This is a genomic window from Natrinema zhouii (genome assembly GCF_013456555.2).
Taxonomy (GTDB): Archaea; Halobacteriota; Halobacteria; order Halobacteriales; family Natrialbaceae; genus Natrinema; species Natrinema zhouii.
Genome location: NZ_CP059154.1, coordinates 1,524,605 through 1,547,423 on the forward strand (window position 1 = coordinate 1,524,605; position 22,819 = coordinate 1,547,423).

At 64.4% G+C, this 22,819-nt stretch carries 31 protein-coding genes; 20 read left to right on the top strand and 11 right to left on the bottom strand.

The features are described from left to right. Positions 1-6 precede the first annotated feature (6 nt). Positions 7-1,011, bottom strand: a complete 1,005-nt coding sequence (locus tag HYG81_RS26240; protein WP_180842590.1) for a DUF5787 family protein — start codon at positions 1,009-1,011, stop codon at positions 7-9. A gap of 165 nt (positions 1,012-1,176) precedes the next feature. On the opposite strand from HYG81_RS26240, the gene HYG81_RS26245 reads away from it, so the two are divergent. The 5 genes from HYG81_RS26245 to HYG81_RS26265 are packed head-to-tail and all read left to right on the top strand — an operon-like array spanning position 1,177 to position 4,169. Beyond that, positions 1,177-2,409 (top strand): translation initiation factor IF-2 subunit gamma, encoded by a 1,233-nt coding sequence (locus HYG81_RS26245; protein ID WP_180842591.1) that lies wholly within the window; start codon positions 1,177-1,179, stop codon positions 2,407-2,409. A 4-nt stretch (positions 2,410-2,413) separates the two neighbouring features. Continuing rightward, complete coding sequence (locus HYG81_RS26250) at positions 2,414-2,806, top strand: type II toxin-antitoxin system VapC family toxin (protein ID WP_180842592.1); 393 nt, start codon at positions 2,414-2,416, stop codon at positions 2,804-2,806. Further along, positions 2,807-3,376, top strand: coding sequence for a DNA-directed RNA polymerase (locus HYG81_RS26255; protein WP_180842593.1), 570 nt, complete (start codon positions 2,807-2,809; stop codon positions 3,374-3,376). Positions 3,377-3,378: 2 nt separating this feature from the next. Beyond that, positions 3,379-3,576: a transcription elongation factor subunit Spt4 gene (spt4, locus tag HYG81_RS26260; RefSeq protein WP_180842594.1), complete on the top strand. Its 198-nt coding sequence runs from the start codon at positions 3,379-3,381 to the stop codon at positions 3,574-3,576. A gap of 5 nt (positions 3,577-3,581) precedes the next feature. Further along, positions 3,582-4,169 carry a GTP-dependent dephospho-CoA kinase family protein gene (locus tag HYG81_RS26265; protein WP_180842595.1) on the top strand — a complete coding sequence of 196 codons (588 nt, stop codon included), beginning with the start codon at positions 3,582-3,584 and terminating at the stop codon, positions 4,167-4,169. Between the two features lie 77 nt (positions 4,170-4,246). Here HYG81_RS26265 and HYG81_RS26270 read toward each other — a convergent pair whose 3' ends face one another. Beyond that, a complete protein-coding gene (locus HYG81_RS26270; RefSeq protein WP_180842596.1) occupies positions 4,247-4,852 on the bottom strand; it encodes a DUF6230 family protein in 606 nt (201 codons plus the stop codon). Between the two features lie 278 nt (positions 4,853-5,130). Then, a complete protein-coding gene (locus HYG81_RS26275; RefSeq protein WP_180842597.1) occupies positions 5,131-6,513 on the bottom strand; it encodes a hypothetical protein in 1,383 nt (460 codons plus the stop codon). 150 nt (positions 6,514-6,663) lie between these two features. Here HYG81_RS26275 and HYG81_RS26280 point away from each other — a divergent pair, with 150 nt between their 5' ends. Then, positions 6,664-7,749, top strand: coding sequence for a geranylgeranyl reductase family protein (locus HYG81_RS26280; RefSeq protein ID WP_180842598.1), 1,086 nt, complete (start codon positions 6,664-6,666; stop codon positions 7,747-7,749). On the opposite strand, the gene HYG81_RS26285 is transcribed toward HYG81_RS26280, so the two are convergent. Next, positions 7,738-8,322 (bottom strand): DUF8173 domain-containing protein, encoded by a 585-nt coding sequence (locus HYG81_RS26285; RefSeq protein WP_180842599.1) that lies wholly within the window; start codon positions 8,320-8,322, stop codon positions 7,738-7,740. The two genes, HYG81_RS26280 and HYG81_RS26285, sit on opposite strands and share 12 nt — an antisense overlap. Positions 8,323-8,439: 117 nt before the next feature. On the opposite strand from HYG81_RS26285, the gene HYG81_RS26290 reads away from it, so the two are divergent. Together HYG81_RS26290 and HYG81_RS26295 are read left to right on the top strand one after the other, a co-directional pair. After that, entirely contained in the window at positions 8,440-9,876 is a 1,437-nt protein-coding gene (locus HYG81_RS26290) for an MATE family efflux transporter (protein ID WP_180842600.1), read from the top strand. A gap of 160 nt (positions 9,877-10,036) precedes the next feature. After that, positions 10,037-10,231, top strand: coding sequence for a glycine zipper domain-containing protein (locus tag HYG81_RS26295; RefSeq protein WP_180842601.1), 195 nt, complete (start codon positions 10,037-10,039; stop codon positions 10,229-10,231). A gap of 117 nt (positions 10,232-10,348) precedes the next feature. On the opposite strand, the gene HYG81_RS26300 is transcribed toward HYG81_RS26295, so the two are convergent. Both HYG81_RS26300 and HYG81_RS26305 read right to left on the bottom strand, forming a co-directional pair. Beyond that, the gene (locus HYG81_RS26300; protein ID WP_180842602.1) at positions 10,349-10,621 is read right to left on the bottom strand and encodes a hypothetical protein; all 273 of its coding nucleotides are present in this window, start codon (positions 10,619-10,621) and stop codon (positions 10,349-10,351) included. 106 nt (positions 10,622-10,727) lie between these two features. Then, positions 10,728-11,135, bottom strand: a complete 408-nt coding sequence (locus HYG81_RS26305) for a hypothetical protein (RefSeq protein WP_180842603.1) — start codon at positions 11,133-11,135, stop codon at positions 10,728-10,730. Between the two features lie 146 nt (positions 11,136-11,281). On the opposite strand from HYG81_RS26305, the gene HYG81_RS26310 reads away from it, so the two are divergent. From HYG81_RS26310 to lwrS, 4 genes are all read left to right on the top strand, one after another. Beyond that, positions 11,282-11,875 carry a GNAT family N-acetyltransferase gene (locus HYG81_RS26310; protein ID WP_180842604.1) on the top strand — a complete coding sequence of 198 codons (594 nt, stop codon included), beginning with the start codon at positions 11,282-11,284 and terminating at the stop codon, positions 11,873-11,875. A gap of 433 nt (positions 11,876-12,308) precedes the next feature. Continuing rightward, the gene (locus tag HYG81_RS26315; RefSeq protein WP_180842605.1) at positions 12,309-12,968 is read left to right on the top strand and encodes a helix-turn-helix domain-containing protein; all 660 of its coding nucleotides are present in this window, start codon (positions 12,309-12,311) and stop codon (positions 12,966-12,968) included. Positions 12,969-13,079: 111 nt separating this feature from the next. Further along, positions 13,080-13,361, top strand: a complete 282-nt coding sequence (locus HYG81_RS26320; RefSeq protein ID WP_180842606.1) for a 4a-hydroxytetrahydrobiopterin dehydratase — start codon at positions 13,080-13,082, stop codon at positions 13,359-13,361. Between the two features lie 20 nt (positions 13,362-13,381). Further along, complete coding sequence (lwrS, locus tag HYG81_RS26325; RefSeq protein ID WP_180842607.1) at positions 13,382-13,774, top strand: LWR-salt protein; 393 nt, start codon at positions 13,382-13,384, stop codon at positions 13,772-13,774. A gap of 124 nt (positions 13,775-13,898) precedes the next feature. Here lwrS and HYG81_RS26330 read toward each other — a convergent pair whose 3' ends face one another. Together HYG81_RS26330 and HYG81_RS26335 are read right to left on the bottom strand one after the other, a co-directional pair. After that, positions 13,899-14,327 carry a VOC family protein gene (locus HYG81_RS26330; RefSeq protein ID WP_180842608.1) on the bottom strand — a complete coding sequence of 143 codons (429 nt, stop codon included), beginning with the start codon at positions 14,325-14,327 and terminating at the stop codon, positions 13,899-13,901. A gap of 136 nt (positions 14,328-14,463) precedes the next feature. Further along, positions 14,464-14,832, bottom strand: coding sequence for a cupin domain-containing protein (locus tag HYG81_RS26335; protein ID WP_180842609.1), 369 nt, complete (start codon positions 14,830-14,832; stop codon positions 14,464-14,466). A gap of 83 nt (positions 14,833-14,915) precedes the next feature. Between HYG81_RS26335 and HYG81_RS26340 the strand changes: the two genes are divergently transcribed. The 7 genes from HYG81_RS26340 to HYG81_RS26370 all read left to right on the top strand — a co-directional run bounded on the left by HYG81_RS26340 (position 14,916) and on the right by HYG81_RS26370 (position 19,863). Further along, a complete protein-coding gene (locus HYG81_RS26340; protein ID WP_180842610.1) occupies positions 14,916-15,809 on the top strand; it encodes an ABC transporter substrate-binding protein in 894 nt (297 codons plus the stop codon). A gap of 46 nt (positions 15,810-15,855) precedes the next feature. Beyond that, the gene (locus tag HYG81_RS26345) at positions 15,856-16,884 is read left to right on the top strand and encodes an ABC transporter substrate-binding protein (protein WP_180842611.1); all 1,029 of its coding nucleotides are present in this window, start codon (positions 15,856-15,858) and stop codon (positions 16,882-16,884) included. Beyond that, positions 16,881-17,870, top strand: a complete 990-nt coding sequence (locus HYG81_RS26350) for an ABC transporter substrate-binding protein (RefSeq protein ID WP_180842612.1) — start codon at positions 16,881-16,883, stop codon at positions 17,868-17,870. The genes HYG81_RS26345 and HYG81_RS26350 overlap by 4 nt, the downstream gene beginning before the upstream one ends. Before the next feature lie 112 nt (positions 17,871-17,982). Further along, positions 17,983-18,621: an HAD family hydrolase gene (locus tag HYG81_RS26355; RefSeq protein WP_180842613.1), complete on the top strand. Its 639-nt coding sequence runs from the start codon at positions 17,983-17,985 to the stop codon at positions 18,619-18,621. 94 nt (positions 18,622-18,715) lie between these two features. Beyond that, complete coding sequence (locus HYG81_RS26360) at positions 18,716-19,198, top strand: Lrp/AsnC family transcriptional regulator (protein WP_180842614.1); 483 nt, start codon at positions 18,716-18,718, stop codon at positions 19,196-19,198. Positions 19,199-19,342: 144 nt separating this feature from the next. After that, positions 19,343-19,669 carry a DdfA family disk-determining factor gene (ddfA, locus tag HYG81_RS26365; RefSeq protein ID WP_180842615.1) on the top strand — a complete coding sequence of 109 codons (327 nt, stop codon included), beginning with the start codon at positions 19,343-19,345 and terminating at the stop codon, positions 19,667-19,669. Then, the gene (locus HYG81_RS26370) at positions 19,666-19,863 is read left to right on the top strand and encodes a hypothetical protein (protein ID WP_180842616.1); all 198 of its coding nucleotides are present in this window, start codon (positions 19,666-19,668) and stop codon (positions 19,861-19,863) included. The genes ddfA and HYG81_RS26370 overlap by 4 nt, the downstream gene beginning before the upstream one ends. A gap of 28 nt (positions 19,864-19,891) precedes the next feature. Here the strand turns inward: HYG81_RS26370 and HYG81_RS26375 are convergent, their stop codons facing one another. Then, complete coding sequence (locus HYG81_RS26375) at positions 19,892-20,152, bottom strand: glutathione S-transferase N-terminal domain-containing protein (protein WP_180842617.1); 261 nt, start codon at positions 20,150-20,152, stop codon at positions 19,892-19,894. Between the two features lie 161 nt (positions 20,153-20,313). On the opposite strand from HYG81_RS26375, the gene HYG81_RS26380 reads away from it, so the two are divergent. Then, the gene (locus HYG81_RS26380) at positions 20,314-20,646 is read left to right on the top strand and encodes a hypothetical protein (protein ID WP_180842618.1); all 333 of its coding nucleotides are present in this window, start codon (positions 20,314-20,316) and stop codon (positions 20,644-20,646) included. A gap of 149 nt (positions 20,647-20,795) precedes the next feature. Here HYG81_RS26380 and hemA read toward each other — a convergent pair whose 3' ends face one another. Together hemA and HYG81_RS26390 are read right to left on the bottom strand one after the other, a co-directional pair. Beyond that, entirely contained in the window at positions 20,796-22,148 is a 1,353-nt protein-coding gene (gene hemA / locus HYG81_RS26385) for a glutamyl-tRNA reductase (protein WP_180842619.1), read from the bottom strand. Then, positions 22,148-22,804, bottom strand: coding sequence for a precorrin-2 dehydrogenase/sirohydrochlorin ferrochelatase family protein (locus HYG81_RS26390; protein WP_180842620.1), 657 nt, complete (start codon positions 22,802-22,804; stop codon positions 22,148-22,150). The genes hemA and HYG81_RS26390 overlap by 1 nt, the downstream gene beginning before the upstream one ends. Positions 22,805-22,819 lie beyond the last annotated feature (15 nt).

Below are 22,819 nucleotides of genomic sequence, written 5' to 3' on the forward strand. Positions count from 1 at the left end.
ACGCTCTCACTCGAACTGATCCAATCCCGACTGGCGACGCCGCTTTCCCTCGGGATCGGCGCGCCAGGGCGTCCGCTGGTCGCGCTCGGCCTCGAGGTCGACGTCGGACGTTGCGGCCGAGTCGTAACCTGGACACGACGGTCCGCACTCCGAGCCCGGGTCGACCACGCGGCCGGCCCACTCGCAGTAGGGCAGCGTCGCGCCGACCGCGTCCGGATCGGTCGGCTCGCAAGCCATGCAAGCGGGAAACCTGTAGGTCCGCCAGCCCTTGCCGTAGGCCCGTTCGGCGATCCGCCGGCGCGTTCGCGCCTTCGCCGCGGGGGAGACGACTTCGATCTCGGTCCGACCTGGGTGGGACTCGAGGGGTTCGATCCCCGGCTCGTCGACGGAGAGCGGCGTCGGCTCGCGGATCACCTCGATCTCGAGCGAGCGGCCCGCGTCCGATCCGTCGCGGTGAACCCGCCAGACGCCGACTTCCTCGGGGATCCGGTGTAAGTGCGCGCGGGTGACGTAACTCTCGGTCGCGAGCACGACTTCGTCGACCAGCGCGAGGCTCACGTCCGTCCACAGTTGGGCCTCGAGGTCGCCCGGCCGGCCGAGGTCGGGCTTGTTCTCGATCCCGACGATCCGTCTGTACCAGTCGGGGTAGCGGGCGACCTGCCGGACGTAGTCGCGGCCGCTGGTCGTGCTGGCAGCGTGATCGCGTTCGAAGAAGCTGATCTCGAGCGCGCGCTCGAGGGCGCTCCGGGCGCGCTCGGGATGGCAGTCGAAGGCGTCCTTCCAGTAGCGCGCCCGGCCGGTGCCGACGGCCGACTCGATGGCGGCGTCGGGGATCGACTCGCTCGTGATCGCGACGCGGTCGTCGAACTCGGGGCCGGGCTCGACGCAGAGCACGTCGAGAATCCGCCCGCCGGGATCGGCGACGCTACCGCCGAGCTGGCGGGCGACGATCCCCTCTCGGCGCGACTCGAGGTGGGCGCACAACTCGAGTTCGAACGCGAACTCTGACACGGCCGGAGGGAGACGCGGAATCGAGATAAGTCGTCGGGTCGACGGTGTTCCGGCGGCGATGTGAGTGAGACTCTCTAGCCTTCTCCGTCGCCCGAAACGAAGGGATAGCTCGCAACCTTTATCAGTCGCACAGCGGAATCATTACCCAAGATTACTCATCGTCTTATGGTAGGAAATCGACAACCGGAGGTGAACATCGGGCTCGTCGGCCACGTAGATCACGGCAAGACGACGCTGGTGCAAGCGTTGAGCGGTTCGTGGACGGACCAGCACTCTGAGGAGATGAAGCGTGGTATCTCTATCAGGCTCGGCTATGCCGACGCGACCTTCCGCTACTGCGAGGGAGCGGACGAACCCGAATGTTACACCGTAGAGGAGGAGTGTCCGGACGGCTCGGAAAGCGAGCCGCTTCGGACCGTCTCGTTCGTCGACGCCCCGGGTCACGAGACCCTGATGGCGACGATGCTCTCGGGCGCATCGCTGATGGACGGCGCCGTGTTGGTGGTCAGCGCCAACGAACCCGTTCCCCAGCCCCAGACCGAAGAGCACCTGATGGCGCTCGACATCATCGGCATCGACAACATCGTCATCGCCCAGAACAAGGTCGACCTCGTCGACGCCGAGACCGCCCGCAACAACTACGAGCAGATCAAGGAGTTCGTCGAGGGCACGGTCGCCGAAGACGCCCCGATCGTCCCCGTCTCCGCGGGACAGGAGGTCAATCTCGACCTGCTGATTCAGGCCATCGAGGAGGAGATTCCGACCCCTGAGCGGGATCCCGACACCGATGCTCGGATGCACGTCGCCCGCAGTTTCGACATCAACAAACCCGGGACGACGGCAAAAGACCTCGCCGGCGGCGTTCTCGGCGGCAGTCTGGTCCGAGGCGAACTCGAGGTCGGCGACGAGATCGAGATCCGACCCGGCCGCGAGGTCGAGGAGGGCGGCCAGAGCGAGTACGTCCCGATTCAGACGAGCATCCGCTCGCTGCAGGCCGGCGGCGAGACCGTCGACACCGTCACGCCGGGCGGCCTGCTCGGCGTCGGAACCAAGCTCGACCCCTCGCTGACGAAGGGCGACGCGCTGGCGGGCCGGATGGCCGGCCCGCCCGGGACGCTCCCGCCGACGTGGAACGAGTTCACGATGGACGTCGACCTGCTCGAGCGCGTCGTCGGTGCCGAGAGCGGCGAGACGGTCGACGAGATCAGCACCGGCGAGCCGCTGATGATGACCGTCGGGACGGCGACGACCGTCGGCTCGGTCACCAGTGCCCGCAGCGGCGAGTGTGAGGTCAAACTCAAGCGGCCCGTCGCCGCCGATCCAGGGACGAAAATCGCGATCAACCGCCGCATCGGTGCGCGCTGGCGGCTGATCGGCCTGGGAACACTCACGGACTAAGGCGATGAGCACGCGGACGCGAGTCGCCCTCGACACGAGCGCGCTCATGATGCCGGTCGAACTCGACGTTCGGCTGTTCGAGGAACTCGAGCGGCTCCTCGATTCGTTCGAGCCGACGATTCCGCAGGCCGTCCTCGAGGAGCTGCGGCGGCTGTCCGAGAAGGGCGGCCAGGAGGGGACGGCCGCGACCGTCGGCCACGATCTGGCGACCGAGCGCTGTCTCGTCGTCGATACGGAGGCATCGTACGCGGACGACGCTCTGGTCGAACTCGCTCGCGAGGGAACCATCGAATACGTCGTCACGAACGACCGCCCGCTGCGCGACCGGGTGCTCGAGGCGAGCAGACCGGTAATTGCATTACGCGGGAGAAACAAGTTAGCGATCACTCAACCATAGATGTACAAACGGGTTAGGCTGAAGGACACGGTAGAAGTACCGCCGGAAGAACTCGGCGACGTTTCGCCGGATCGAGTCAAACGACTGCTCCAGGACAAGCTCGAGGGGCGGATGGACGAAGAGGTCGGGAGTATCGTCTCCGTCACCAACGTCCACGATATCGGAGAGGGAACGGTGTTACCGAATCGGCCGGGCGTCTACTACGAGGCCGAGTTCGACGCGGTGACGTTCGATCCGCAGATGCAGGAAGTCGTCGACGGCACCGTCGTCGAGGTCGTCGAGTTCGGTGCGTTCGTCGGGATCGGCCCGGTCGACGGATTGCTGCACGTCTCCCAGATCAGCGACGAGTACCTCGCCTTCGACGGCGAGAACCAGCGACTCGCCTCGAACGAGTCCAGCCGGTCGCTCGGCGTCGAGGACGCCGTCCGGACGCGCATCGTCACCAAGAGCATCGACGAGCGCAACCCCCGAGATTCGAAGATCGGGCTCACCGCGAAACAACCGGGCCTCGGCAAACACGAATGGCTCGAGGAAGAACGCGAGAAGCGCGAAGCGACCGCGGGTGAATAACCATGGCATCCGACCGTCTCGTCTGTCGTGAGTGTCACCGAGTCAACGAACCGGACAACGAGACCTGCGACGCCTGCAACTCCTCGTCGCTGACCGAAGATTGGGCGGGCTACGTCATCATCGCCCACCCCGAGAAAAGCGAAATCGCGACGGAGATGCAGATCACCGAAGCGGGCGCGTACGCCCTGAAGGTTCGCTGATCGCCGTGACTCGCGACGACGATACGCAGCCGACGTCGCCCGACAGCGACGACCAGCTACTGGTTTTACCTGACGACCTCCGCCACGAACTCAAGGAGCCGATGGGACCGATCGAGACCGACGCCGATCGGCTCCTCGAGACCGTCGACGGCCCCCTGATCGCCGTCGGCGACGTCGTCACCTACCATCTCCTGCAGGCGGGTCACCGGCCCGACGTCGCGCTCGTCGACGGCCGAACGAAACGCAGCGCCGTCGACGAGGAGATTCACGAGGCGGTGACCGCCGGCGCGAGCATCGAGGTCCGAAATCCGCCCGCAGAGCTCGCTGCACCGGTCGTTCGGGCGCTCCGGCGCGCGCTCGAGGCCGACGAGCCGACGACGATTCTGGTCGACGGCGAGGAGGATCTGGTGGCTCTGCCCGCGATCGTCGCCGCGCCCGAGGGCGCGAGCGTCGTCTACGGCCAGCCCGATGAGGGGATGGTCCACGTCAAAATTACCGACGAACACCGAGCGGAGATGCGCGACCTGCTCGAGCGATTCGAGGGCGACACCGACCGATTCTGGGCGTTGCTCGAATCCGACGCTGACGCATAACGACGGTCTCGCGCCGCTTCGTCCGACGAGACGAGATTCGATGCTGCCGACACAAACGAGGTGTCGTTTCGGATAGCTTATTCGTCGGTACTGTTCTCCGCTATGCAATCGTTTTCTCGATTTTCCAGCCCCTCATCGTCGGGGTTCCGTATCGTGTCGACGGTGAGGTCGTCGAGCGAGAGTTTGGTGATGAACTGGCGGTCGGTGTGGATCGTCCCGTCCTCGATCGTGATACTCGATGCCGACATTCGCATCTGGTCCTGGGAGCCTTCGGTGTCGTATTCGGTCACCTGGTCCTCGTCGAACGAGAGGTCGCCCTCGAGATGGGTGAACTTCTGGCTGAGACCCTGGAACTCGACGTCGTCGGATTGTATTGACACTCTGACTGTCTCACCAGTAACAGGCATTTCGACGTCTTTGAACAGGTGCAGTCCCTCGATCGTCCCCTCGTCGATCTGAGCGACGTTGACCGAGTACTGTCCGCACGTCTCGGTGCCTCCCATCGTCGACTCTTGCTCGAATCCCTCTCCGTGTAGTTCGTCGAACGTAACTGCGAACGTCCCGACACCGGCAGTTGGGATGGCAGCGCCCACACCGGCCGTTATCATGCCCGTCAAGACGCAGGCCAGCACGACGTTCGTGACGAGAAAACTGACAATAAATCGTTTGCGATCGATTGGCACGGGTGTCCCGTATTCCATCAACTGTATAGTTATAAATTTGCGCGCGTATCCGAGGTCCTATAAACCGGGTTCGACAGATTCCACTCGTTTCTAGACCAACTATTACTGTCAGAGATGGTGCACCAGCGTGATCGATACGCGAATTACCTCGAGACGAATCGTGATTCGATCAAAAGTCGTCGACACACAGTAACGGGAAGACGGTATCGACCGCGTCGTGTTTCGGCCGGGAGTTTCGGTCGGCTATCGGAACGATCGGCCGCCGATTCCGTCGGTGGCTAGCCGATAGCGAAATCGGACCTGGTAGCGGTGGCAGCTGTCGTTCCCGTTACGATACCACCGACTATGCTCGTTGTCCCATTGACGGTCTCGTCGACTACGTCGGTAGTCCCGTCTACGGTCTCGTTGACCACGTCGGTGGTTCCATCTACCGTTTCGTCGACCACGTCAGTAGTCCCGTCCGCGGTCTCGTCGACCACGTCTGTCGTGTTGTCTACGGACTCGTTGAGCGCTGTCTCATCCACAGTCTCGTCGATTGCGTCCGTCGTATTGGTCGTCGTATCGTCGACCGCATCCGTCGTGGCGCCTACGGTCTCGTCGACTGCATCGGTCGTGTTATTCGTCGTGTCGTCGACTGCATCGGTCGTGTTATTCGTCGTGCCGTCGACTACATCGGTCGTGTTATTCGTCGTGCCGTCGACTGCGTCCGTCGTCTCATTCGTCGTGTCGTCGACCGCATCCGTCGTATTGTCCACGGTATCGTCGACAGCATCCGCCGTCTCGTTCGTGGTATCGTTGATCACATCCGTCGTATTGTCTTCACTGTCGTCGATCGGATCCGGTTCGATACTGTCCCCGCTATCGTCGTCCGGAGCCGTCGTATTGTCTCTGGTATCATCATCCGAATCCGGTGCAGTATTGTCCCCGCTATCATCCGGTTCCGTCGTATCGTCTCCGGTATCGTCGTTCGGATCCGGTTCCGTCGTACTGTCTCCGCTATTGTCGTCCGGATCCGGCTCGGTATTGTCCCCGCTATCGTCGCCCGGAGCCGTCGTATTGTCTTCACTGTCGTCGGTTTCGTTTGCCGCAGGATCCGTTTCGTCGATACCGTAGTCTTCTATACCGAACAGATTTTTGATGGTCTTCATCGCATCGATCGAATCGGGAAGCTGCTTCAGGAGATCCAGTACCGCCTCCGGCGAGAGAACGACGGTCATCGAGTCGGCCTCGCCCTGCTCGAACTCGACGTCAGTCCACGGACCGATAAGTGTGGTGTCCTGAAACCCGACATCGTTGAGCTGGAGTTCGATGCTCTCCTTGTCGTGATCCGACCCGCTAAAACAGATCGTGCTCGCAGCAATCAATCCGGATTCGATTCTGAACGTCTCTTGCCCGTCGGACGGGCCGGTACTGGTCGCGGAAACGTCCCCCGACTTCGTCTCGAGATTCGTCGCCTCCTGCTTGTAGGCGTTCATCGAGATGTTTTCGAGCGTCGGTGACGGGAGACACGCCAGGGAGTCGAGGGGGTCTTCGTCCGCCAGTTGTGCCGCTGCGTTCGACGACGAACTCGAACCCGGTGCACTGGAGTACGCTCCAGCCGGAGGGCTCGCAATGACTACGATGACGAGGAACGCGGCCACGAAGGTGCTGCGGTCAATCATTGGTACTGACTGTCGTACCTATCGCAATGTCATCACCCATAATAGAAATTGACCGGCGTATCCCGGGCTCTTTATACCGATCCGTCGCCGGAAGCTCCTGACGAACTCATCTCGAGAAACTATTTACCGACTGGAGTGAACGTGACGAGCATGTACGATTTCGTCGTCGTCGGCGTCGGACCGCCGGGTGCGCGTTTCGCCCGCCGGGCCGCTGAGGACGGCTACGACGTGCTCGCTCTCGAGAAGGGAACGATCGGCGAGCCGCTCGCCTGTTCGGGCCACGTGAGTACGGACATCTGGGAGTTCACCGGCGACGGCGCTCGCGAGGAGCTGTTCCAGAACGAGATCTACGGCGCGCGATTCCACGTCGGCGGGCCCGACAGCGACGACTACCCCTTCTACAAGGAGGGGGTCGCCTCGAACGTCATCGATCGCGTGGGACTCGACCGGCATCTCGCGGCGGTGGCCCGCGAGGCGGGCGCGGACGTGCGCGAGGAACACACCGTGACGGGAGTCACCGAACACCGGGACCGCGTCGAGGTCGTCGCCAGCGGGCCCGACGGAACTCGAACATTCGAGGCGAAGATGCTCGCCGGCTGCGACGGGCCGCGCTCGAGAGTTCGGGACGAACTCGCACTTCCTCAGCCCGAGGAGTTCCTCCACGGCGTGCTCGCCTTCTCCGAGGAGGACGACCACGAGGACTTCGTCGACGTCCACCTCACGCCGCCGACGTTCTTCGCGTGGCGCATCCCCCGCGGCGAGGCGGGCGTCGAGTACGGTCTCGCGGCACCGCCGGGCGTCCAGGTGACCAAACACTTCGAGGAGCTGATCGACGGCTACGAGATCGACGTTGCCCACCGCTGTTCCGGCGCGATCCCGATCGGGCCGCCGGATCGCGTGACGAGTCGACGGGCCTTCCTCATCGGTGACGCGGCCGCCCAGACCAAGCCCTTCACCGGCGGCGGCATCCTCTACGGCATGACCTGTGCCGACCACGCCGCCCGCGAGATCGACCCTGACCGGCCGACCACGCTCGCGGCCTACGAGCGCGCCTGGCGCGACGACCTCGAGCGCGAGCAGGAACTCGGCCGTTGGATTCGGCGCGCGTACTCGCTGCCCGAGCCGGTCCAGCGGCTCGGATTGGGAGCGCTGTCGGGCGAGATCGGCGTCCACATGGACCGGCCGACGTCACTCGTCTCGCTCGACCACCTCAAAGCAGTGTTCTCACGGTCGTGAATCCCGGTCCGCCTGGAACGCCATGACGGCCGTTCCCAGCCCGATGCTACTGATGACGAATCCCACGATGGTGCCGAGGACCGGAACCGCACCGACTGCCGCCGAAACGACGATTGCGCTCCCCAGTGCGAGGAGCCAGTCGTCGCTGACGAGCCGACCGACAGCGAGATAGCCGTACTCGCCGGACACCAGCGCCACGAGGACGAAAATCAGGAGCATCGGAACCGCGAAAATGAGTCCGAACCCCGTGATCGCCAACAAAAACGCGGCTCCGATCACGACCACCCCACTAACGACGCCGTAGACGAACGTGATCCCGGGTGCCTCGAGCGCGCGATCCGTTCGTCGCCGCGTGCTGTCGGGCGCGACTGCGACCAGCAGGCCACCGATGACGAGCGTGAGACCGCCGGCGATGATCGCCTGGACGTACCACGGCATGGCGGTCGCAGTTTCGGTGCCGGTTTCGTACCCGCTCGGCGTTCGCTGAGCGAGCACCACCGCGGGAACCGTGAGCAGGGTCGTCGCGGTCGCGAGTACGGCCGTTCGGAGTCGGCACGGGGAGGGCGGACACATATGGTGTACGGAGTGACAAATGAGTAATAACAATTACGAACTGTAACGATCTGTGACGATTCGCCTCGAGTGCCGGAGCCGACAGACCGAAGGCGTGGGTCACGCAACGGAGGAGCGATGACTGACCGGCAGCAGCGGTCGGCTACGCTCGCGTTCGTCACCGGGATGCTCGAGCGCTACGGGATCATCGACGCCGAGCGCTTTCGCTCGACGATGGAACTGGCGTGGCCGCGGATCGTCACCGGCTTCGCGCTCATGTCAAAGCAAACGGCCGACCTCGCGATGGTCGGAATGGCCGTCGGGACAGCGGGAACCGCGGGATTAGCGTTCGCGCTCGGCTACTGGCAGCTCGTCTCGATGCTGGGGCTCGGCCTCGCGGGCGGCACTGTCACGCTCGTCTCGCAGAACTTCGGCGGCGAGGAGCCCGGTCGCGCGTCGCTTGCGGTCACGCAGAGCGTCCTCCTCGGGCTCGGGATCGCGCTCCCGATCGCGGGCCTCTTTCTCGCCGTCCCCGATCGACTGATCGGCCTGCTCGGTGCGGACCCGGCCGCGATTCGCCACGGCAGCGCCTATCTCGTCTTCGTCGCGCCCGCGGTGGTCTTCGAGATCCTCAGTCTCATCGCCAGTCGCACCTACACGGGCGTCGGCGACACGTTCACGGAGATGATGGCCCGCGCCGGCGGCGCGGTGCTCAACGTGGTCTTCAGCGGCGTCCTCATCTTCGGCTTCGGACTGGGCGCTGCCGGTGCGGCGATCGGAACGACGCTCGCGAGCGGCTTCGTAACCCTCGTCCTCGCGTGGGGAATGCTGGGCCGGTCGTACGGCCGACTCGGGATGGAGCCCAGTCCCGTTCCGATCGCACTCTCGGGGCCGTGGCTCGAGCCGACCCTGTTTCGACAGCTGATCGAGATCGCCACGCCGGAGATCGGTCGACGACTCGCCCAAGGGGTCGTCGTCTTCCCGCTGCTGTGGATCGCCGCCTCGTTCGGGCCGGTCGTCGTGACCGCCCTCGAGGTCGGGCGGCGCGTCCGGGACCTGATCAACAGCGTCAACTGGGGGCTGTCGCTGGCCTCGAGTTCGCTCGTCGGACAGCACCTCGGCGCGGGCGAGGAGGACGAGGCGGGGGCGTACGGCGCGGCGATCATCCGGCTCTCGATCCTGCTCTACGTCGGTGTGACGGTGCTGGTCGTGGTCTTCGCACGGCCGATCGCGGGGATGTTCGTCTCGGAGCCCGCAGCGATCACGCAGGCCGCCGTCTTCGTCGCCGTCGGTGCCGTCAGCTCGATCGGGTTCGGCATCGACGGGGCCGCCGCGGGGGCGCTGCTCGGTGCCGGCGACACCCGCTGGCCGTTCGTCGCCTCGCTGCTCGGCCGGTACGCCTTCGCGCTGCCCGCGGCCGCGCTGGGACTGGTCACGCCGCTGGGCGTCGGCGGCCTCTACCTCGCACTCTTGCTCGAGACGTCGATTCCGGGCGGGATCAACTACTGGCTGTTCCGAAGCGGCCGGTGGAAAGCCGTGAGCCGGCGGTACCGTCCGTCCTCGGATCCCGGCTGAAACCGGTCCACGTCTCGTTCGGACTTCAGCGCCGCATGGGGGCGTCGGTTCTGCGAGACGCGGCACACCCAGCGCGTATCGCCGGCTTCGTTTTCCGACGCGTCGTCCAGTTCCGACGAACACACCGACAGCTATCGTCCTCGAGTGCTATCGGCTACCCATGGCTGAACGGGCCGACGAGTCGACGACTGGCGGAGGCGATGACAACATGGATACAGGTAACATCGGGGTCGGCATCGCAATCGGCATAGGAATGGGCGTCGCGATCGGCGTCGCAACGGATAATCTGGCGCTGTGGCTCCCCATCGGCGTCGCGATCGGCGTCAGCATCGGTGCGGCGCTGGACCAGGAGTAGCGGACGGGATCGAACCGAGCGACGGACCCGAACCGAGCCTGTCTCGAGACGGAACGCAGTTCGATTGACGATCGATTTCGAACGAACGGCACGGACAGAACGTCGGCGGGATAGCAGTCAGGTGATCGATACGGGTTCGGATTCGAGCAGCGGAATTCCGTTCGCCTCGAGGAAGCCGAAGAGCCGGACGAGCGCGAGTCCGAGGACGATCACGCCGGCGGTCGTGAGGGCGATGAGCATCACGTCGTCAACGGCCCCCAACTGAACCGTCAGGAGGGACGCCGAAAGCGCGAGTAGTGTGATGGTCGTCACTACCTGTATGGTCGAACAGCGGAGCGTGAACCAGGTCGACTGGGGAACGTACCGATCTCGTGTTCGGGCACAGGCCATATAGAATGGTTACTCTTCCAACACTAAAACCTTTGCCGAGACGGTGATCACGCACCGGATCGGCCCCGACCGGGGCCGTTACCGCTGTGACGGGGAACTGAATCCGTTACTCGTCGGTGCCGAGGATCCCGCAGGCGATCGCCTCGGGCTCGACGAGTTCCTCGCCCTCGACCGCGTCGGGGTGCAACAGGAGGATCGTGTCGTCGGGCATCTCGTCCTCGGTGCGAACGCGACAGTCGAGTATCGTCTCGAGGTCGTCGACGTCGTCGATGTCGAACTCCCGCTCGCAGAGGAGTTCGGCGTTGGCCCGCGAGAGGACGAAGACGAGCGCCCCCGGCTCGAGATGCTCGCTCTCGGCGGCCTCGAGTAAGGTCGCGAGCGAGTCTGAGCTAACGGCCTCGAGCGAACGGATCGTCACCCGTTCGGTGTCCGAGCCCGGCGCTTGCTGTGACTGGGTCCGAATGCGGGCGGTCAGTTCCTCGAAGTCGGTTTCGGCGTCGAGGCGTGCTGGCATACTCGCGTTCGGTGATCGCGAGCCTTGACAGTGTGGCCGGCCAGTTCCGGGACTCCAGAGTAGTTACGCTGGAAAGTGAATCGAGCAATTCGGTAACTACGTCTGCGTACTCAACAATGATTACTGACGGCTACGAATAGTACACTATGTTTCCTGAACGCATCGAGACGGAACGCCTCCATCTCGAACGAATTTCACACGACACTGTCGATGTATTTGTTCTCCATGAGTTCTACAGCAATGGCGACGAAACTGCGGAGATGTTCGAGTACTGGGATTCGGACCCCCACGACACGGTGAAAGAGACGTACGACTACATGGACGAAGCAGAACAACTGTGGAACGATGGGGAAGCAACAAAATACGTGATACGGCCAAAGGAAGGCGAAGACGGTGCAGGTGCCATTGCTGGAACGACGGGCCTGTACCCCGACTGGGAGAAACGGTCTGCCAGCCTCGGTATCATCCTCGACAAACGATTTTGGGGGCGCGGGTATTCAGGTGAACGAGCCGATGCCATCCTCTCCGTCGCGTTTGACCGACTCGGCCTCGAACTCGTTGTTGCCGCCCACGTTGACGGGAACGAGAAGTCTCGACGAGCAATCGAAAGGTACGTTGAATGGTATGACGGCCAATACGAGGGGCTTTTGCGGAATTGGCATCCACAGGCAGATACCGTAGCCGACGTTCACAGATACACGATTTCACAGGAGGAGTATTTCGAGGCATCCAACCGCTAATTAGTTGTTCTGTACTTACCACGAGTTTCACGCTCAACTTCGAATAAAGAATCCGTACTAGCAACTACTGTAAAGACGAACGTCTTACCTCTACTGGCAACAGGGAATCGCCACGCCCTCCCCAGCCGATTCACTCGGTCATTCTTCCCTCGCTCATCCCTCGCGCAGCGTCGGGTCGCGGCTCACCAATCGGTTCGCGGTTCCCTGCGGTCACCGCTCACAATATCGAGGCCTTCACTTCGTTCAGGCCTCGCAGTTCGCCACGACTCAGCGCGCGCCACCGCACGGCAGTTTACCAGTCTGGAGTAAAAGCGGAAAGATCGGACTGAACGGTTTCGACTCGAGTCACGCCTCCGCAGATCGATATCACCGAGTGAGACAGTCAATCGTGCCACAACAGCAGTTTTTACGCGGCGGCGATGTACGAAGCCCGATGTCGACGATAGCCGACCTTCGACTGCCGGCGGCGGAAACGGCGTTGGCGACTGCCTTCGAGCGCGCACCGGCGGCCACGTTCGAACTCGAGTCCTCGGTGTCGAAGACGCGCCCGTCGCTGTGGGTCGCCGACGTCGATCGAGAGACGGCCGACGACGCGTTCGCGGCCGATCCATCGGTCGAGGTCGCCGAACTCCTCGTCGAGACGGACTCGCGGCTGCTGTACGACGTGACCTTCGCCGACGAGATGGGGACCGAGATCCTCTGGAACGAGCTGCTTACCGACGGCGGCTCGCTGCTCGAGGCGCGGGCGAGCGACGGCTGGTGGCAGGTGACGGTTCGGTACCGCGACCGCGACCTGCTCACCGAGGCCTACGAACGGCTGGTCGGCCGCGGAATCAACGCCGACCTCCGGCGCGTGACCGACGTGACCGACGCCGACAGCCACGAGACCCGGTTGACGCCCGAGCAACAGGAGGCCCTCGAGGCCGCACTCGAATACGGCTACTTCGAGATCCCGCGCGGGGTGTCGATGGAGGAGTTAGCCGAGGAGCTGGGGATCTCGCACCAGGCGCTCTCCGAGCGGTTCCGTCGGGCCTACGAGACGCTGGTCGATGCCGAACTCCAGCCGGCAGGCGAGGGGTCGCAGCCGGAGTAACGGTCGATCGTCGACCGATCGAGACTGACCGAGATGGGGGCGGATCGCGAGGTAGCGGTCGAATGGGAACACGGCACAATCGTTATTTGGGTGGCTTCCGTTCGCCACCACATGGCTGACTTACTTTCCGATGAGGAGATCGAGACGGAGCTCCCCGACCACTGGGAACGCGAGGACGACGAAATCGTTCGGGTCTACGAGTTCGACGACTACCTTCGCGGCGTCAACTTCGCCCAGATGGTCGGCGAAATCGCCGAAGCGCAAGTTCACCACCCCGAGATCATCATCCGCTACTCGGGCGTCGAAATCCGGCTGACCTCCCACGAGGAGGGCGGCATCACCGAAGACGACATCGAGATGGCCGAACTGATCGAGTCCGAACGCGGCGCCTGAAATCGCAGCAACTGACCACAATGGATGCTCACTACGTCTTCCGCGTTCGGTTCCGCCTCGAGCCCGCCCAGAAGGAGGTTTCCCTCGAACCTGGGAGCGCCGAGACGACTGTTACGCTCTTTCGCGAGGCGCCGGAGCCGGGAACCGAGGGCTGGCTGTTCTTCCGCGATACGTTGTGGCGCGGCGAGGTGTCCGACCAGGAGTACGCCCGCCGATTCGCCGCGGAGTGGCTTGGCGTCCCCGAGCGGACCGTCGAGGTCGTCGACTTCCGCGAACTCCAGACGGACGAGGCGTACCTCGAGGCGCTGAAATCGGAAATCGCGGCCGACCTCGAGGCGTTCAACGCCGACGACGTCTCGGAGGTACTGTCGAAGTATCTCGGCTCGAGCGTTCGGGTCACCGATTCGTCGTAACTGCGCTGTGAGCTGACCGTCTCGTCCGGTGCTCGAGCTTCGAGGGCCTCAGTCACTCGAGATTCGAGGGCCTCAGTCACTCGAGATTCGAGGGTCTCGATCACTCAGTATTCACAGTCACCCGTCACTCGACGTCATCGTGCGTCAGCAACGGGCGCGTTCGCTCGCCCTCAGGGGGATCATAGGTAACGACCTCAAGGAGGTTGCCGTCCGGGTCGAGGAAGTAGAATCCCTCGAACTCCCCCCAGTCGTACGGACCTTGCTTGGGGAACTGTCCTTCGAGGTCGTCTATCAGTGTCTCGTAGGGCCCGCGATCGGTCGCGAACGCGAGGTGGGCCTTGTCGAGCGGGTGGTCGAGCCCTCGCTTGTCCCAGTTCTCCGCCCGGCCGGTTTCGGCCAGCGTCACGACCGTCTCGCCGGCCCGGAACATCGCGTGTGCGCCCTGGAAATCATCGGGCGGTCTGACCAGTTCGAGGTCGAGGACATCGCGGTAGAACTCGTAACAGGGCTCGAGCGAATCGACATCGACGTTGATGTGATCGACGGCATCCATGCGTGATAGTACCACGGGCGGCCTCAAGAGACTAGTCGTGGTCGCGGGTGTGAGCCGACCTCGAGCGGTGAACACGGACCAGTGATCCGCTCGAGGTCGGGCAGAGGTCGAGTGCAGACGCCGTGCACAGACGACGTCAGTCGCTGCCCGTTTCCGTGGACGGGGGCGTCCGTCGCCACTCCGGCTCCTCCCGCGGCGGCGCGAGGACCCCGAGACCGAACGCATCCTCGAGATCCCGATTCTCCGCGCCGTGGCGTTCGTTGCTCGCGAATCGGTACGCGTCGCCGGCCGTGAGCGCGTACTCTTCGCCCTCGACGATTGCGGTGAGTTCTCCCTCGAGGACGTACCCGATCTGCTCGTTGTCGTGGGTGTGAATCGGCAGCGTTGCCCCGGATTCGATTCGCCAGTAGACCATGCCCGCTCGCTCCCCGGCGGGGAGCGCTGCGAGATGGACGCCGTCGGCGACCTCCTCGAACGCAGCTCGGTCCGTCGATCGTTTCTTCATGTGAGCAGGCAACACTCCCCACGCCGGCACTGATAAACGTATCGTGAAAACGCTTTAAGCACCTCAGTGGTGTTGGTTGTCACATGTTGTCTCACCAATCGATCCGGTTATTCCACCTTCCGTTCTCGTTCATGCTGCCCCAGCGGGTGGCGGCCGAACGGGGTTACTTCCGCGAGGAAGCGCTCGCCGTCGAACTGGTCGAGCGAGACAGACGCGACGTCGAAGTCAAGTATATCCCCGCGGCGGAGACACTAACGGGCGACTACGACGTGGACCTCTACCCCATCTGCAAGTGGGAGAGCATCCGTCGGACGTGGGAGATGGACGACGGCCGCATCGTCGCAAACGGCACCTTCGCGAACCTCCCCTACACCGTCTTTACGCGACCGGACTCCGACGTCGAGACGCCGGCAGATCTCGCGGATGTTCCCGTCGGTGTCAACCTGCGGACCGGACAGGAGTACACTGCGCAAAAGGCCCTCGAGGAGCACGTTCCGCCCGACGAGATCGATCTCGTCGGCTGCGGAATGCCGACCGACCGGCTACAGGCCCTTCGCGAGGGGCGCGTCGACGCCGTGACCCTCATCGATCCGCACAGCACCCTCGCCGACCACCTCGGTTTCCGACGGCTCCTCGAGTACGACAATCACATGGGAATCGTCGGCAGCGCCGAGATCGACCGCGACGTGCTCGAGGCGTTCCTGCGCGCCTACGGCCGCGCGGTCGACGACATCAACGCCGATCCCGACGCCTTCCGCGGGACGTATCTGGAGTTGCTCGAGGCCGATGCGGCGGTCGCGCCCGACCTGTTCGACGAGGTCGACGTCGACGCCGTTCGCGAGGAGATTACCGTGCCCGAATACGAGGTCCCCGAGCCCGCCGACCGCACGGAACTCGACGACCACCTCGAGTGGATGCGGGCCCGCGGATTAATCGACGAGGACGCCACGATCGACGACATCGTCGCGCCGTTGTGATCGGTTCCGAAAACCCCCAGAAACACCCCACACTCACGACCTACCCATGACCGACATCGACATCAGTTCACAACAGGCCGCGATCGACGAGTTCCAGGGCGACCCCGGCGACCGTCCCGTCCTGCGGGCGCGATTCGAACACAACGGCAGCCCGCGGTACATGCTCTATACGATCAAACGGTTCGGCTACGACCACGACCACGGCTTTCACCTCGACCTGCAACTCGTCTCCGACGAACTCGAGGCGGGCCGTGAGACCGTCGAGGCGAAACTACAGGAGGGCGACGCCGACCTGATCGATATCGACTACATCTCGACGGCCCGCGAGCGCGCCGACGGCGCGCCGATCGTCGCCTTCCACCCCTACGGCCAGACCGTCGGCGGACTGGTTACGCCGACCGACTCGCCGATCGAGGGACTCGCGGACCTGTCGGGCCACCGGATCGGCGTCGTCAGACGACTCGACAAGAACTGGATCCTCGTCCGGGCGGCCTGTCGAGAGTTCCACGACTTCGATCCGGACGAGACGGCGACGCCGGTCGAAGCCGGCTCGAAGGTCGAACTCACCCGGCTGCTCGAGGACGGCGAGGTCGACGCGATCCTCCAGTTCTGGCAGATCGTTCCGGAGATCGTCGAGACCGGTCCCTATCGCGAGGTACTGCCGATGTCGCGACTGGTGGACCGCCTCGCAGACGCCGGTACCGATACCGACACCGACGGCGACCGCCCGATCCCCGTCTCGACGTTCCTGACGAGCGAGGGGTACCTGGCCGATCACCCCGATGCTATCCGCGGCTTTCAGGGCGCGTTTCAGGATGCCGTCGAGCGACTGCAACACGACGACGAACTCTGGGACGAGATCGGCGCACGACTCATGTACGAGGGCGATCCCGCGGTCATCCGGGCCGTCCGCGATCAGTGGCGGGAGATGGTCGTTCCCGACTGGGACGAGTCGACGCTCGCGGGCATGGAACGGCTGTTCGACGAACTGCATGCGGTCGCCGGTACGGACGCACTCGGCGTCGACGAACTCCCGGACGGACTGTTCCGACCGGAACTCGAGGTGGACGCATGACTGCGGCAGACGCCGACACTGTCTCGTTCCAGCTCAACTGGGAGCCCAACGGCTTCCAGTCGCCGTACTTCCTCGCCCGCGAGGCGGGGTTCTACGAGGCGGAGGGCCTCGAGGTCGAGTTCGTCGAGGGTCACGGCTCGCCGTTCGCGGCCGAACGCGCCGCGCGCGGCGATAGTGACATCGCGCTCGCCGGTGCGAGCGCCGTGCTGACGAAACAGAGCGAGGGCTTCGAACCGCTGGCGGTCGCGGCGGTGACCCAAAAGACGCCGGCAGCCGTCTACACCCTGCGAGACGTCTTCGGCGAGGAGCTCTCCGAACCCGAACAGCTCGCGGGCCGAACGGTTGCACCTTCTGCTACGAAGACGCGGATTCTCACCGCCCAGTTGCTCGAGAACGCGGGGATCCGCGACGAGGTCGAACTCCTCGAGGTCGACCCGCACACGCACCACCGCGTCCAGCACAAGGTAATCGACGGGACGGTCGACGCGGCGGTCGGCGTCGTCACGAACGGGATCGAGATCGGCCGGGAGCACGATCGGACGGCCGACGAACTCCCGATCGGCGACTATCTGGACATCTACGGGATGACGCTCGTCACCGGCCCCGAGTTCGCGGACGAGAATCCGGAATCGATTCGGTCGTTCCTGCGGGCGACCGCCCGCGGCTGGGCCGCCGCGACCCGCGACCCCGAGCGCGCGATCGACGTGCTCGTCGACCGGAACGCCACGCTCGAGCGCAATCGGGAGATCGAGCGACGCAAGTTCGAAACCGCCGCGAACCGGCTGCAGTTCACGCCGTACGTGACGGATCACGGCTGGGGCGCGCAGGATCCGGCCCGCTGGCGGCGACTCGGGGAGACGCTCTCGGAGACGGCGCTGCTCGAGGGAGATATCGATCCGGACGCGGTGTGGACCGACGAGTTCCGGCCGGACGACGAACCGATCGTCGCCGAGTACGCCGACCGGATGCAGCCGCCGGCGGAGTGATTCCGTTTCCGATTTCCTCCCGATCGGCCGCTTTCTCCGTCAGTGGCCGTTCCGTGACGGTCCGCGGCGGTCGACAGGCATTTACTGGAGAACCCCGTACATCTGTGTCCGAATGGCCCTCGAGCAACACGACTACGACTTCTGGCTGCTGGACCTCGACGGGACCCTCGTCGACGTCGAGTGGTCCTACACCCGCGAGGTGTTCGACCGGGTCGGCGACCGGCTGGGCCGGCCGTTCACCGACCGGGAAGCCGACATCCTCTGGAGCGGCCTGACCGGCTCCCGGGACCGCCAGCTCGAAGAGTGGGGCGTCGATTCGCAGGCGTTCTGGAAGGTCTTCCACGACGAGGAAGATCCGCTGGTACGGGCCGAGCAGACCTACCTCCACGAGGACGCCGCGTTCGTCGCCGACCTCGAGGAACCGGTCGGCCTGGTCACGCACTGTCAGGAGTTCCTCGCCGAGCCGGTATTGGAACACGTCGGGATCCGCGACTGGTTCGACGCGCGCCTGTGCTGTACTGAGGAGACGGGCTGGAAGCCTGACCCGGGCCCCGTCGAGCGCGTCATGACCGACCTCGGCGTCGCCCACAACGGCCACCGAGGCGTGCTCGCGGGCGACGGCGCCTGTGACGTCGGCGCGGCCTGGAACGCCGGGCTCGACGCGATCCACGTCGAACGCGTCGGCCACAAGCGGCGGGGGCAGTGCGTGCTCGGTGATCACCGCGTCCGCTCGTTCGACGAACTGGACTGATCGGGTCCGCTCGCCGTTCGATGACGCCCATCGATCAGCGATTGGCTGACGTTTCAAGGCGAGCGCCCTTTCTGGTAGACGGTAAAGAGAGAATGTGGAAATTGACAGCACGGATCGCGCGATCCTCTATCTCCTGCAGGCGGAGAGCCGGGCGGATTTCACGCACGACGACATCGCCGAGCGAATCGATGTCTCCTCGAGCACCGTCAGTAACCGCATTCAGCGGCTGGAGGAGGATGGCGTCCTCGAGAAGTTCGATCCGGTGATCGACTACGAAGCGGCGGGTGTACCCCATCACATTCTGTTCGTCTGTACGGCACCGATCGCCGAGCGCAAGACGCTCTGCAAGGAGGTGATCGAGGTATCGAACGTGGTCAACACTCGGGAGTTGTTGACCGGCTCGAAGAACCTGCACGTCGAAGCCATCGGAATGAAGGCCGAAGATATCGAAGCCGTTACGGAGGATTTGGACGCTCTCGGCCTCGAAATCAATGGATCGGAGATACTCAGAACGGAGTACAGCCGCCCGTTCGATCACTTCGGGTCCGAAGTGGTAGACGACTCCGCAGCAGAGTGACCGTCGCCGAGCGCTCCTTCCGGTGGCCCGTCGAAAGAACGAACCGATATTGTGTGGGGCGTAGCCAGAATGAATCTTTCCTGTTGGATAGCGGCAACGAGATATACCATTGTACTTATACATCTGAGCGACCTTACTCGGATAATGGATTCCCAGTCATCGGACCGATCATCCGTCGATGAAACGGCCCCAGTCTCGATCGGCGTCGTGGAAGCAGTCGCAGCCCGAGACGGGGTCGACCCGCTCGAGCTCTCGCCGCCGCTCCACGACGTGATCGATCCAACCGCGTTGGACGCGCTCTTCGAGCCGACCAAATCCGGAAACCGGACCTCCGGCACCGTTTCGTTCACCTATCGAGGGCACAGGATACACGTCGACAGCGACGGGCAGGTCTCCCTCGAGACCGAGCGTGAGGGAGACAGGCAGACCACAAAAAATTCAGTAGTCCAGTCGAAGACGGAGTCACGATGAAGTACTGCCTCGACTGCGACTGGCATCTGAATGCCGCCACTGAACCGTCACAACACGCTCGTTCGCAGGCGGCGATCAATCATTACGTCGAGACGGGACACACGATCGACTCGAGCGAATCGATCGTCCGCCCAGCGACGCCCAACCTGGCCGGCGAGCTATTCGTTCGGGATCTCGTTCCCTCGAGCGACTGAGCGCCGGGTAGCCGGCGTTTCACCGTCGCTATCCGTAGTATTTCTCGAGATAGTCGACGATTTCGTCGCTCTCGTAGAGCGATTCCTCACGGTCGGTGTCGACGAGGAACGGAATCGCGTCCTCGCCGCCCAGATCGATCATCGCCTGGTGGGTCCACTCGTTGAGTATCTCGCCGTCGCCGCCGGGTCGGCGCGGATTGTGAACCACGTATGAGACGCCGAGATCCGTCAGTTTCTCGCGGACGTCAGCGCTGTGCGGACAGCCTTCCGCCTGGTAGAGTTCGAGCATTCTATGCACGCCGACCACACCGTTTCCCGTAAACGTTGGCCGTGCACCTGACACCGATCGTCCCCTTTGCACAATCTCCGGCGAACAATACGTCAGCATTCACGCAATCTTACCATTATATCGACAGGAAAGCTTATGCCGGGATACTCGGGTTATCGTGCATGGCACGCGACACGCCGATACGAAATCGAACTGACTCAGCCGCGAACGACGCTCAACTGCCGAATCTCGTAACGATCGTCGGTCGAGGCGTCCCCTCGAACTACGAGATCGCCGTCGACGGCGACCTCGAGATGCTGGCGGACGATCCGATGGCCGAGGGAACCGTCCTCTCGGGGAGCGTCGCGGAGGGGGCAATCGACGTCGGTGTCCAGCGGTTCCGTTTCTCGGGTGAGATGGCGAACGTTCGACTCATCGACTGGAACGGCAACGAAGCGCCCGACTCCCCGAGCGTCCCGACGGTCCACGTCGAGTACGGCGCGGCGAATCGGTAACACGGCTACGGCTCGATCGAGAGACGAACGAGGGAGGGGTTCTGCACCCGCTATCTATCGAGCGACGCGTCGCTATCTGGTGGAGCGTCCTTCGAACCGAAACAGAGACTCGAGCGGCGGAGCCGTCGCGAGCGCAGTCACGCAGCCGATTAGTCGTCGTCGGTCGCACCGAGACTCGCGTCGCCGGTCGTCGTATCGCTGGTCGTATCGCCGGTACCGACGGCGGCCATCGAGGGCGGTGCGATCGGCCCGTCGTTCGCGCCGAACTCCGGATCGAACAGCTGAAGCGCGGTGTGGATGGTGCTCCAGTCGTCTTCTGCCGCCGCCTCCCGCAGGCTCTTGGTCGGCGGTGCGAGCAACTGGTTGACCAGCGAGTCGGCCATCGCCTCGACGACCTCGCGTTGCTCGTCGGATACCTCGTCCTCGAGTCGCGAGAGGGCCGTCTCGACCTCGCGTTCTTTGATCCGCTCGGCGGACTCGTACATCGCCGCGATGGCTTCGTCGGCGCGGGCGCGCTTGTACTGCTGCGTGAGCAGGTCGAACTCGCGGTCGATCATCGCCTCGACCTCGCGGGCCGCGTCGGCTCGCTGGTCACGAGTCTCCGCGGTGATCGACTCGAGATCATCCAGATCGAAGACCTGCACCGCGGGCAACGCGTCGGTCGCGGGTGCGACGTCCCGGGGCTGGCCGAGATCGACGATTACCTGCTCGTCCGTCTTCCCCTCGAAATGCCGGGGCTCGAGTATCGGTTCCTCGCTCCCGGTCGCCGTAACGACGACGTCGGCGCGAGTCGCGACGGTATCGAGCGCCTCGAGCGGCGCGGCGCTGGCGTCGGTTTCATCGTCGAGATCGTCGACGAGGTGGTCGGCGTGGGCGACGGTCCGGTTGGCGACGACGAGTTCGTCGACGCCGGCGGCAGCGAGACTGCGCGCGGCGAGTCGTCCCATCTCGCCGGCCCCGACGACCAGCGAGGTCGCACCCTCGAGCGTAATTTCACGGGCGGCCCGTCGCGTCGCGGCCGAGCCCAGCGAGACGACGCCCTCGTTGATCGCCGTCTCGGTGCGGGCGCGCTCACCGACGTGGATGGCCTTCGTGACGGCGGCCTCGAGCATCGAGCCGATGCCGCCGGCGTCGCGGGCGTCCTCGTAGGCGGTCCGCACCTGGCCGATTATCTGGTCCTCGCCGAGGATCACCGACTCGAGGCCGGCGGCGACCCGAAGCAGGTGGCGCAGGCTCTCGTCGTGGTCGGTCGTGACGACGGCCTCGTCGTCGATCGCGGCGAAAAACTCCGTGAGGGCGGCTCGACCGACGGCGTGGTCCGGCCCGACGACGTACGCTTCGACCCTGTTGCACGTCGAGAGGACGTACGCCTCTTCGATGTCGGGGACGGTCAGCAGCTCCGTTACGGCGGCCTCCTGGCTCTCGGGGCTCGCGACGGCCAGCTGATCGACGCTGCCGCTTTTGTGTGTAACTCGCGCCGCAGTGACGACGCCAGTCGACATCACGGCTGCTCACCCCCAGCGGACAGTTCCTCGCCGAGCACGTCCTCGATCACTTGCGGACAGTTGGAAGTGCCCGTACGTAAAGCTGTCCAAACGGACGGAGAATTGACGACAGCCGTCACGATCTCTCGCCGCCGGTCCGGGGAAACGTCGCGTCTCTTGAGTTCCTCGCGCAGCCCCGCACAGACCCGCGCCATGTCGCCGGCCCCGGAGAGCGTCCCCTCGAGTTCCTGCCGGAGGTACTTGCTCAGCGCGGGCGCCGTCCCGCCGGTCGCGATCGCGACGGTCACCGGCTCCTCGCGGACGGTCGCGGGAACGACGACGCTACCGGGCTCGCGTTCGCCCGACCGATCCGCCCGGTTGACGAGACAGCCACGCTCGCGAGCCGCGTCGGCCACTGCCTCGTTGATTCCCTCGTCGTCCGTCGCGGCGACGACCAGCGCGGGCGTGGCTCGCTCGAGCCACCCCGCGATATCCTCGGGGGCGGGCGCGGCCCGAACCAGTTCGGCCCCGCCGAACTCCCGGTCGGTGTAATCGGGGCTGACGACGATCACCCGCGCCTCGCGGGCGAACCGCCGGGCCTTTCGAGCACCGACGGGGCCGCCGCCGAAGACGAGTACCGTCGCGTCCGTGAAATCGTGCAGCAGTGGAATCATTGGTCTCGTTGGGTA

Bases quoted from the DNA above. Each gene is read 5' to 3' on its own strand.
- HYG81_RS26245 (WP_180842591.1), top strand. From the start codon at position 1,177: ATGGTAGGAAATCGACAACCGGAGGTGAACATCGGGCTCGTCGGCCAC.
- HYG81_RS26250 (WP_180842592.1), top strand. From the start codon at position 2,414: ATGAGCACGCGGACGCGAGTCGCCCTCGACACGAGCGCGCTCATGATG.
- HYG81_RS26255 (WP_180842593.1), top strand. From the start codon at position 2,807: ATGTACAAACGGGTTAGGCTGAAGGACACGGTAGAAGTACCGCCGGAA.
- spt4 (WP_180842594.1), top strand. From the start codon at position 3,379: ATGGCATCCGACCGTCTCGTCTGTCGTGAGTGTCACCGAGTCAACGAA.
- HYG81_RS26275 (WP_180842597.1), bottom strand. From the start codon at position 6,513: ATGATTGACCGCAGCACCTTCGTGGCCGCGTTCCTCGTCATCGTAGTC.
- HYG81_RS26280 (WP_180842598.1), top strand. From the start codon at position 6,664: ATGTACGATTTCGTCGTCGTCGGCGTCGGACCGCCGGGTGCGCGTTTC.
- HYG81_RS26285 (WP_180842599.1), bottom strand. From the start codon at position 8,322: ATGTGTCCGCCCTCCCCGTGCCGACTCCGAACGGCCGTACTCGCGACC.
- HYG81_RS26290 (WP_180842600.1), top strand. From the start codon at position 8,440: ATGACTGACCGGCAGCAGCGGTCGGCTACGCTCGCGTTCGTCACCGGG.
- HYG81_RS26295 (WP_180842601.1), top strand. From the start codon at position 10,037: ATGGCTGAACGGGCCGACGAGTCGACGACTGGCGGAGGCGATGACAAC.
- HYG81_RS26300 (WP_180842602.1), bottom strand. From the start codon at position 10,621: ATGGCCTGTGCCCGAACACGAGATCGGTACGTTCCCCAGTCGACCTGG.
- HYG81_RS26305 (WP_180842603.1), bottom strand. From the start codon at position 11,135: ATGCCAGCACGCCTCGACGCCGAAACCGACTTCGAGGAACTGACCGCC.
- HYG81_RS26310 (WP_180842604.1), top strand. From the start codon at position 11,282: ATGTTTCCTGAACGCATCGAGACGGAACGCCTCCATCTCGAACGAATT.
- HYG81_RS26315 (WP_180842605.1), top strand. From the start codon at position 12,309: ATGTCGACGATAGCCGACCTTCGACTGCCGGCGGCGGAAACGGCGTTG.
- HYG81_RS26320 (WP_180842606.1), top strand. From the start codon at position 13,080: ATGGCTGACTTACTTTCCGATGAGGAGATCGAGACGGAGCTCCCCGAC.
- lwrS (WP_180842607.1), top strand. From the start codon at position 13,382: ATGGATGCTCACTACGTCTTCCGCGTTCGGTTCCGCCTCGAGCCCGCC.
- HYG81_RS26330 (WP_180842608.1), bottom strand. From the start codon at position 14,327: ATGGATGCCGTCGATCACATCAACGTCGATGTCGATTCGCTCGAGCCC.
- HYG81_RS26335 (WP_180842609.1), bottom strand. From the start codon at position 14,832: ATGAAGAAACGATCGACGGACCGAGCTGCGTTCGAGGAGGTCGCCGAC.
- HYG81_RS26340 (WP_180842610.1), top strand. From the start codon at position 14,916: ATGTTGTCTCACCAATCGATCCGGTTATTCCACCTTCCGTTCTCGTTC.
- HYG81_RS26345 (WP_180842611.1), top strand. From the start codon at position 15,856: ATGACCGACATCGACATCAGTTCACAACAGGCCGCGATCGACGAGTTC.
- HYG81_RS26350 (WP_180842612.1), top strand. From the start codon at position 16,881: ATGACTGCGGCAGACGCCGACACTGTCTCGTTCCAGCTCAACTGGGAG.
- HYG81_RS26355 (WP_180842613.1), top strand. From the start codon at position 17,983: ATGGCCCTCGAGCAACACGACTACGACTTCTGGCTGCTGGACCTCGAC.
- ddfA (WP_180842615.1), top strand. From the start codon at position 19,343: ATGGATTCCCAGTCATCGGACCGATCATCCGTCGATGAAACGGCCCCA.
- HYG81_RS26370 (WP_180842616.1), top strand. From the start codon at position 19,666: ATGAAGTACTGCCTCGACTGCGACTGGCATCTGAATGCCGCCACTGAA.
- HYG81_RS26375 (WP_180842617.1), bottom strand. From the start codon at position 20,152: ATGCTCGAACTCTACCAGGCGGAAGGCTGTCCGCACAGCGCTGACGTC.
- HYG81_RS26380 (WP_180842618.1), top strand. From the start codon at position 20,314: ATGGCACGCGACACGCCGATACGAAATCGAACTGACTCAGCCGCGAAC.
- hemA (WP_180842619.1), bottom strand. From the start codon at position 22,148: ATGTCGACTGGCGTCGTCACTGCGGCGCGAGTTACACACAAAAGCGGC.
- HYG81_RS26390 (WP_180842620.1), bottom strand. From the start codon at position 22,804: ATGATTCCACTGCTGCACGATTTCACGGACGCGACGGTACTCGTCTTC.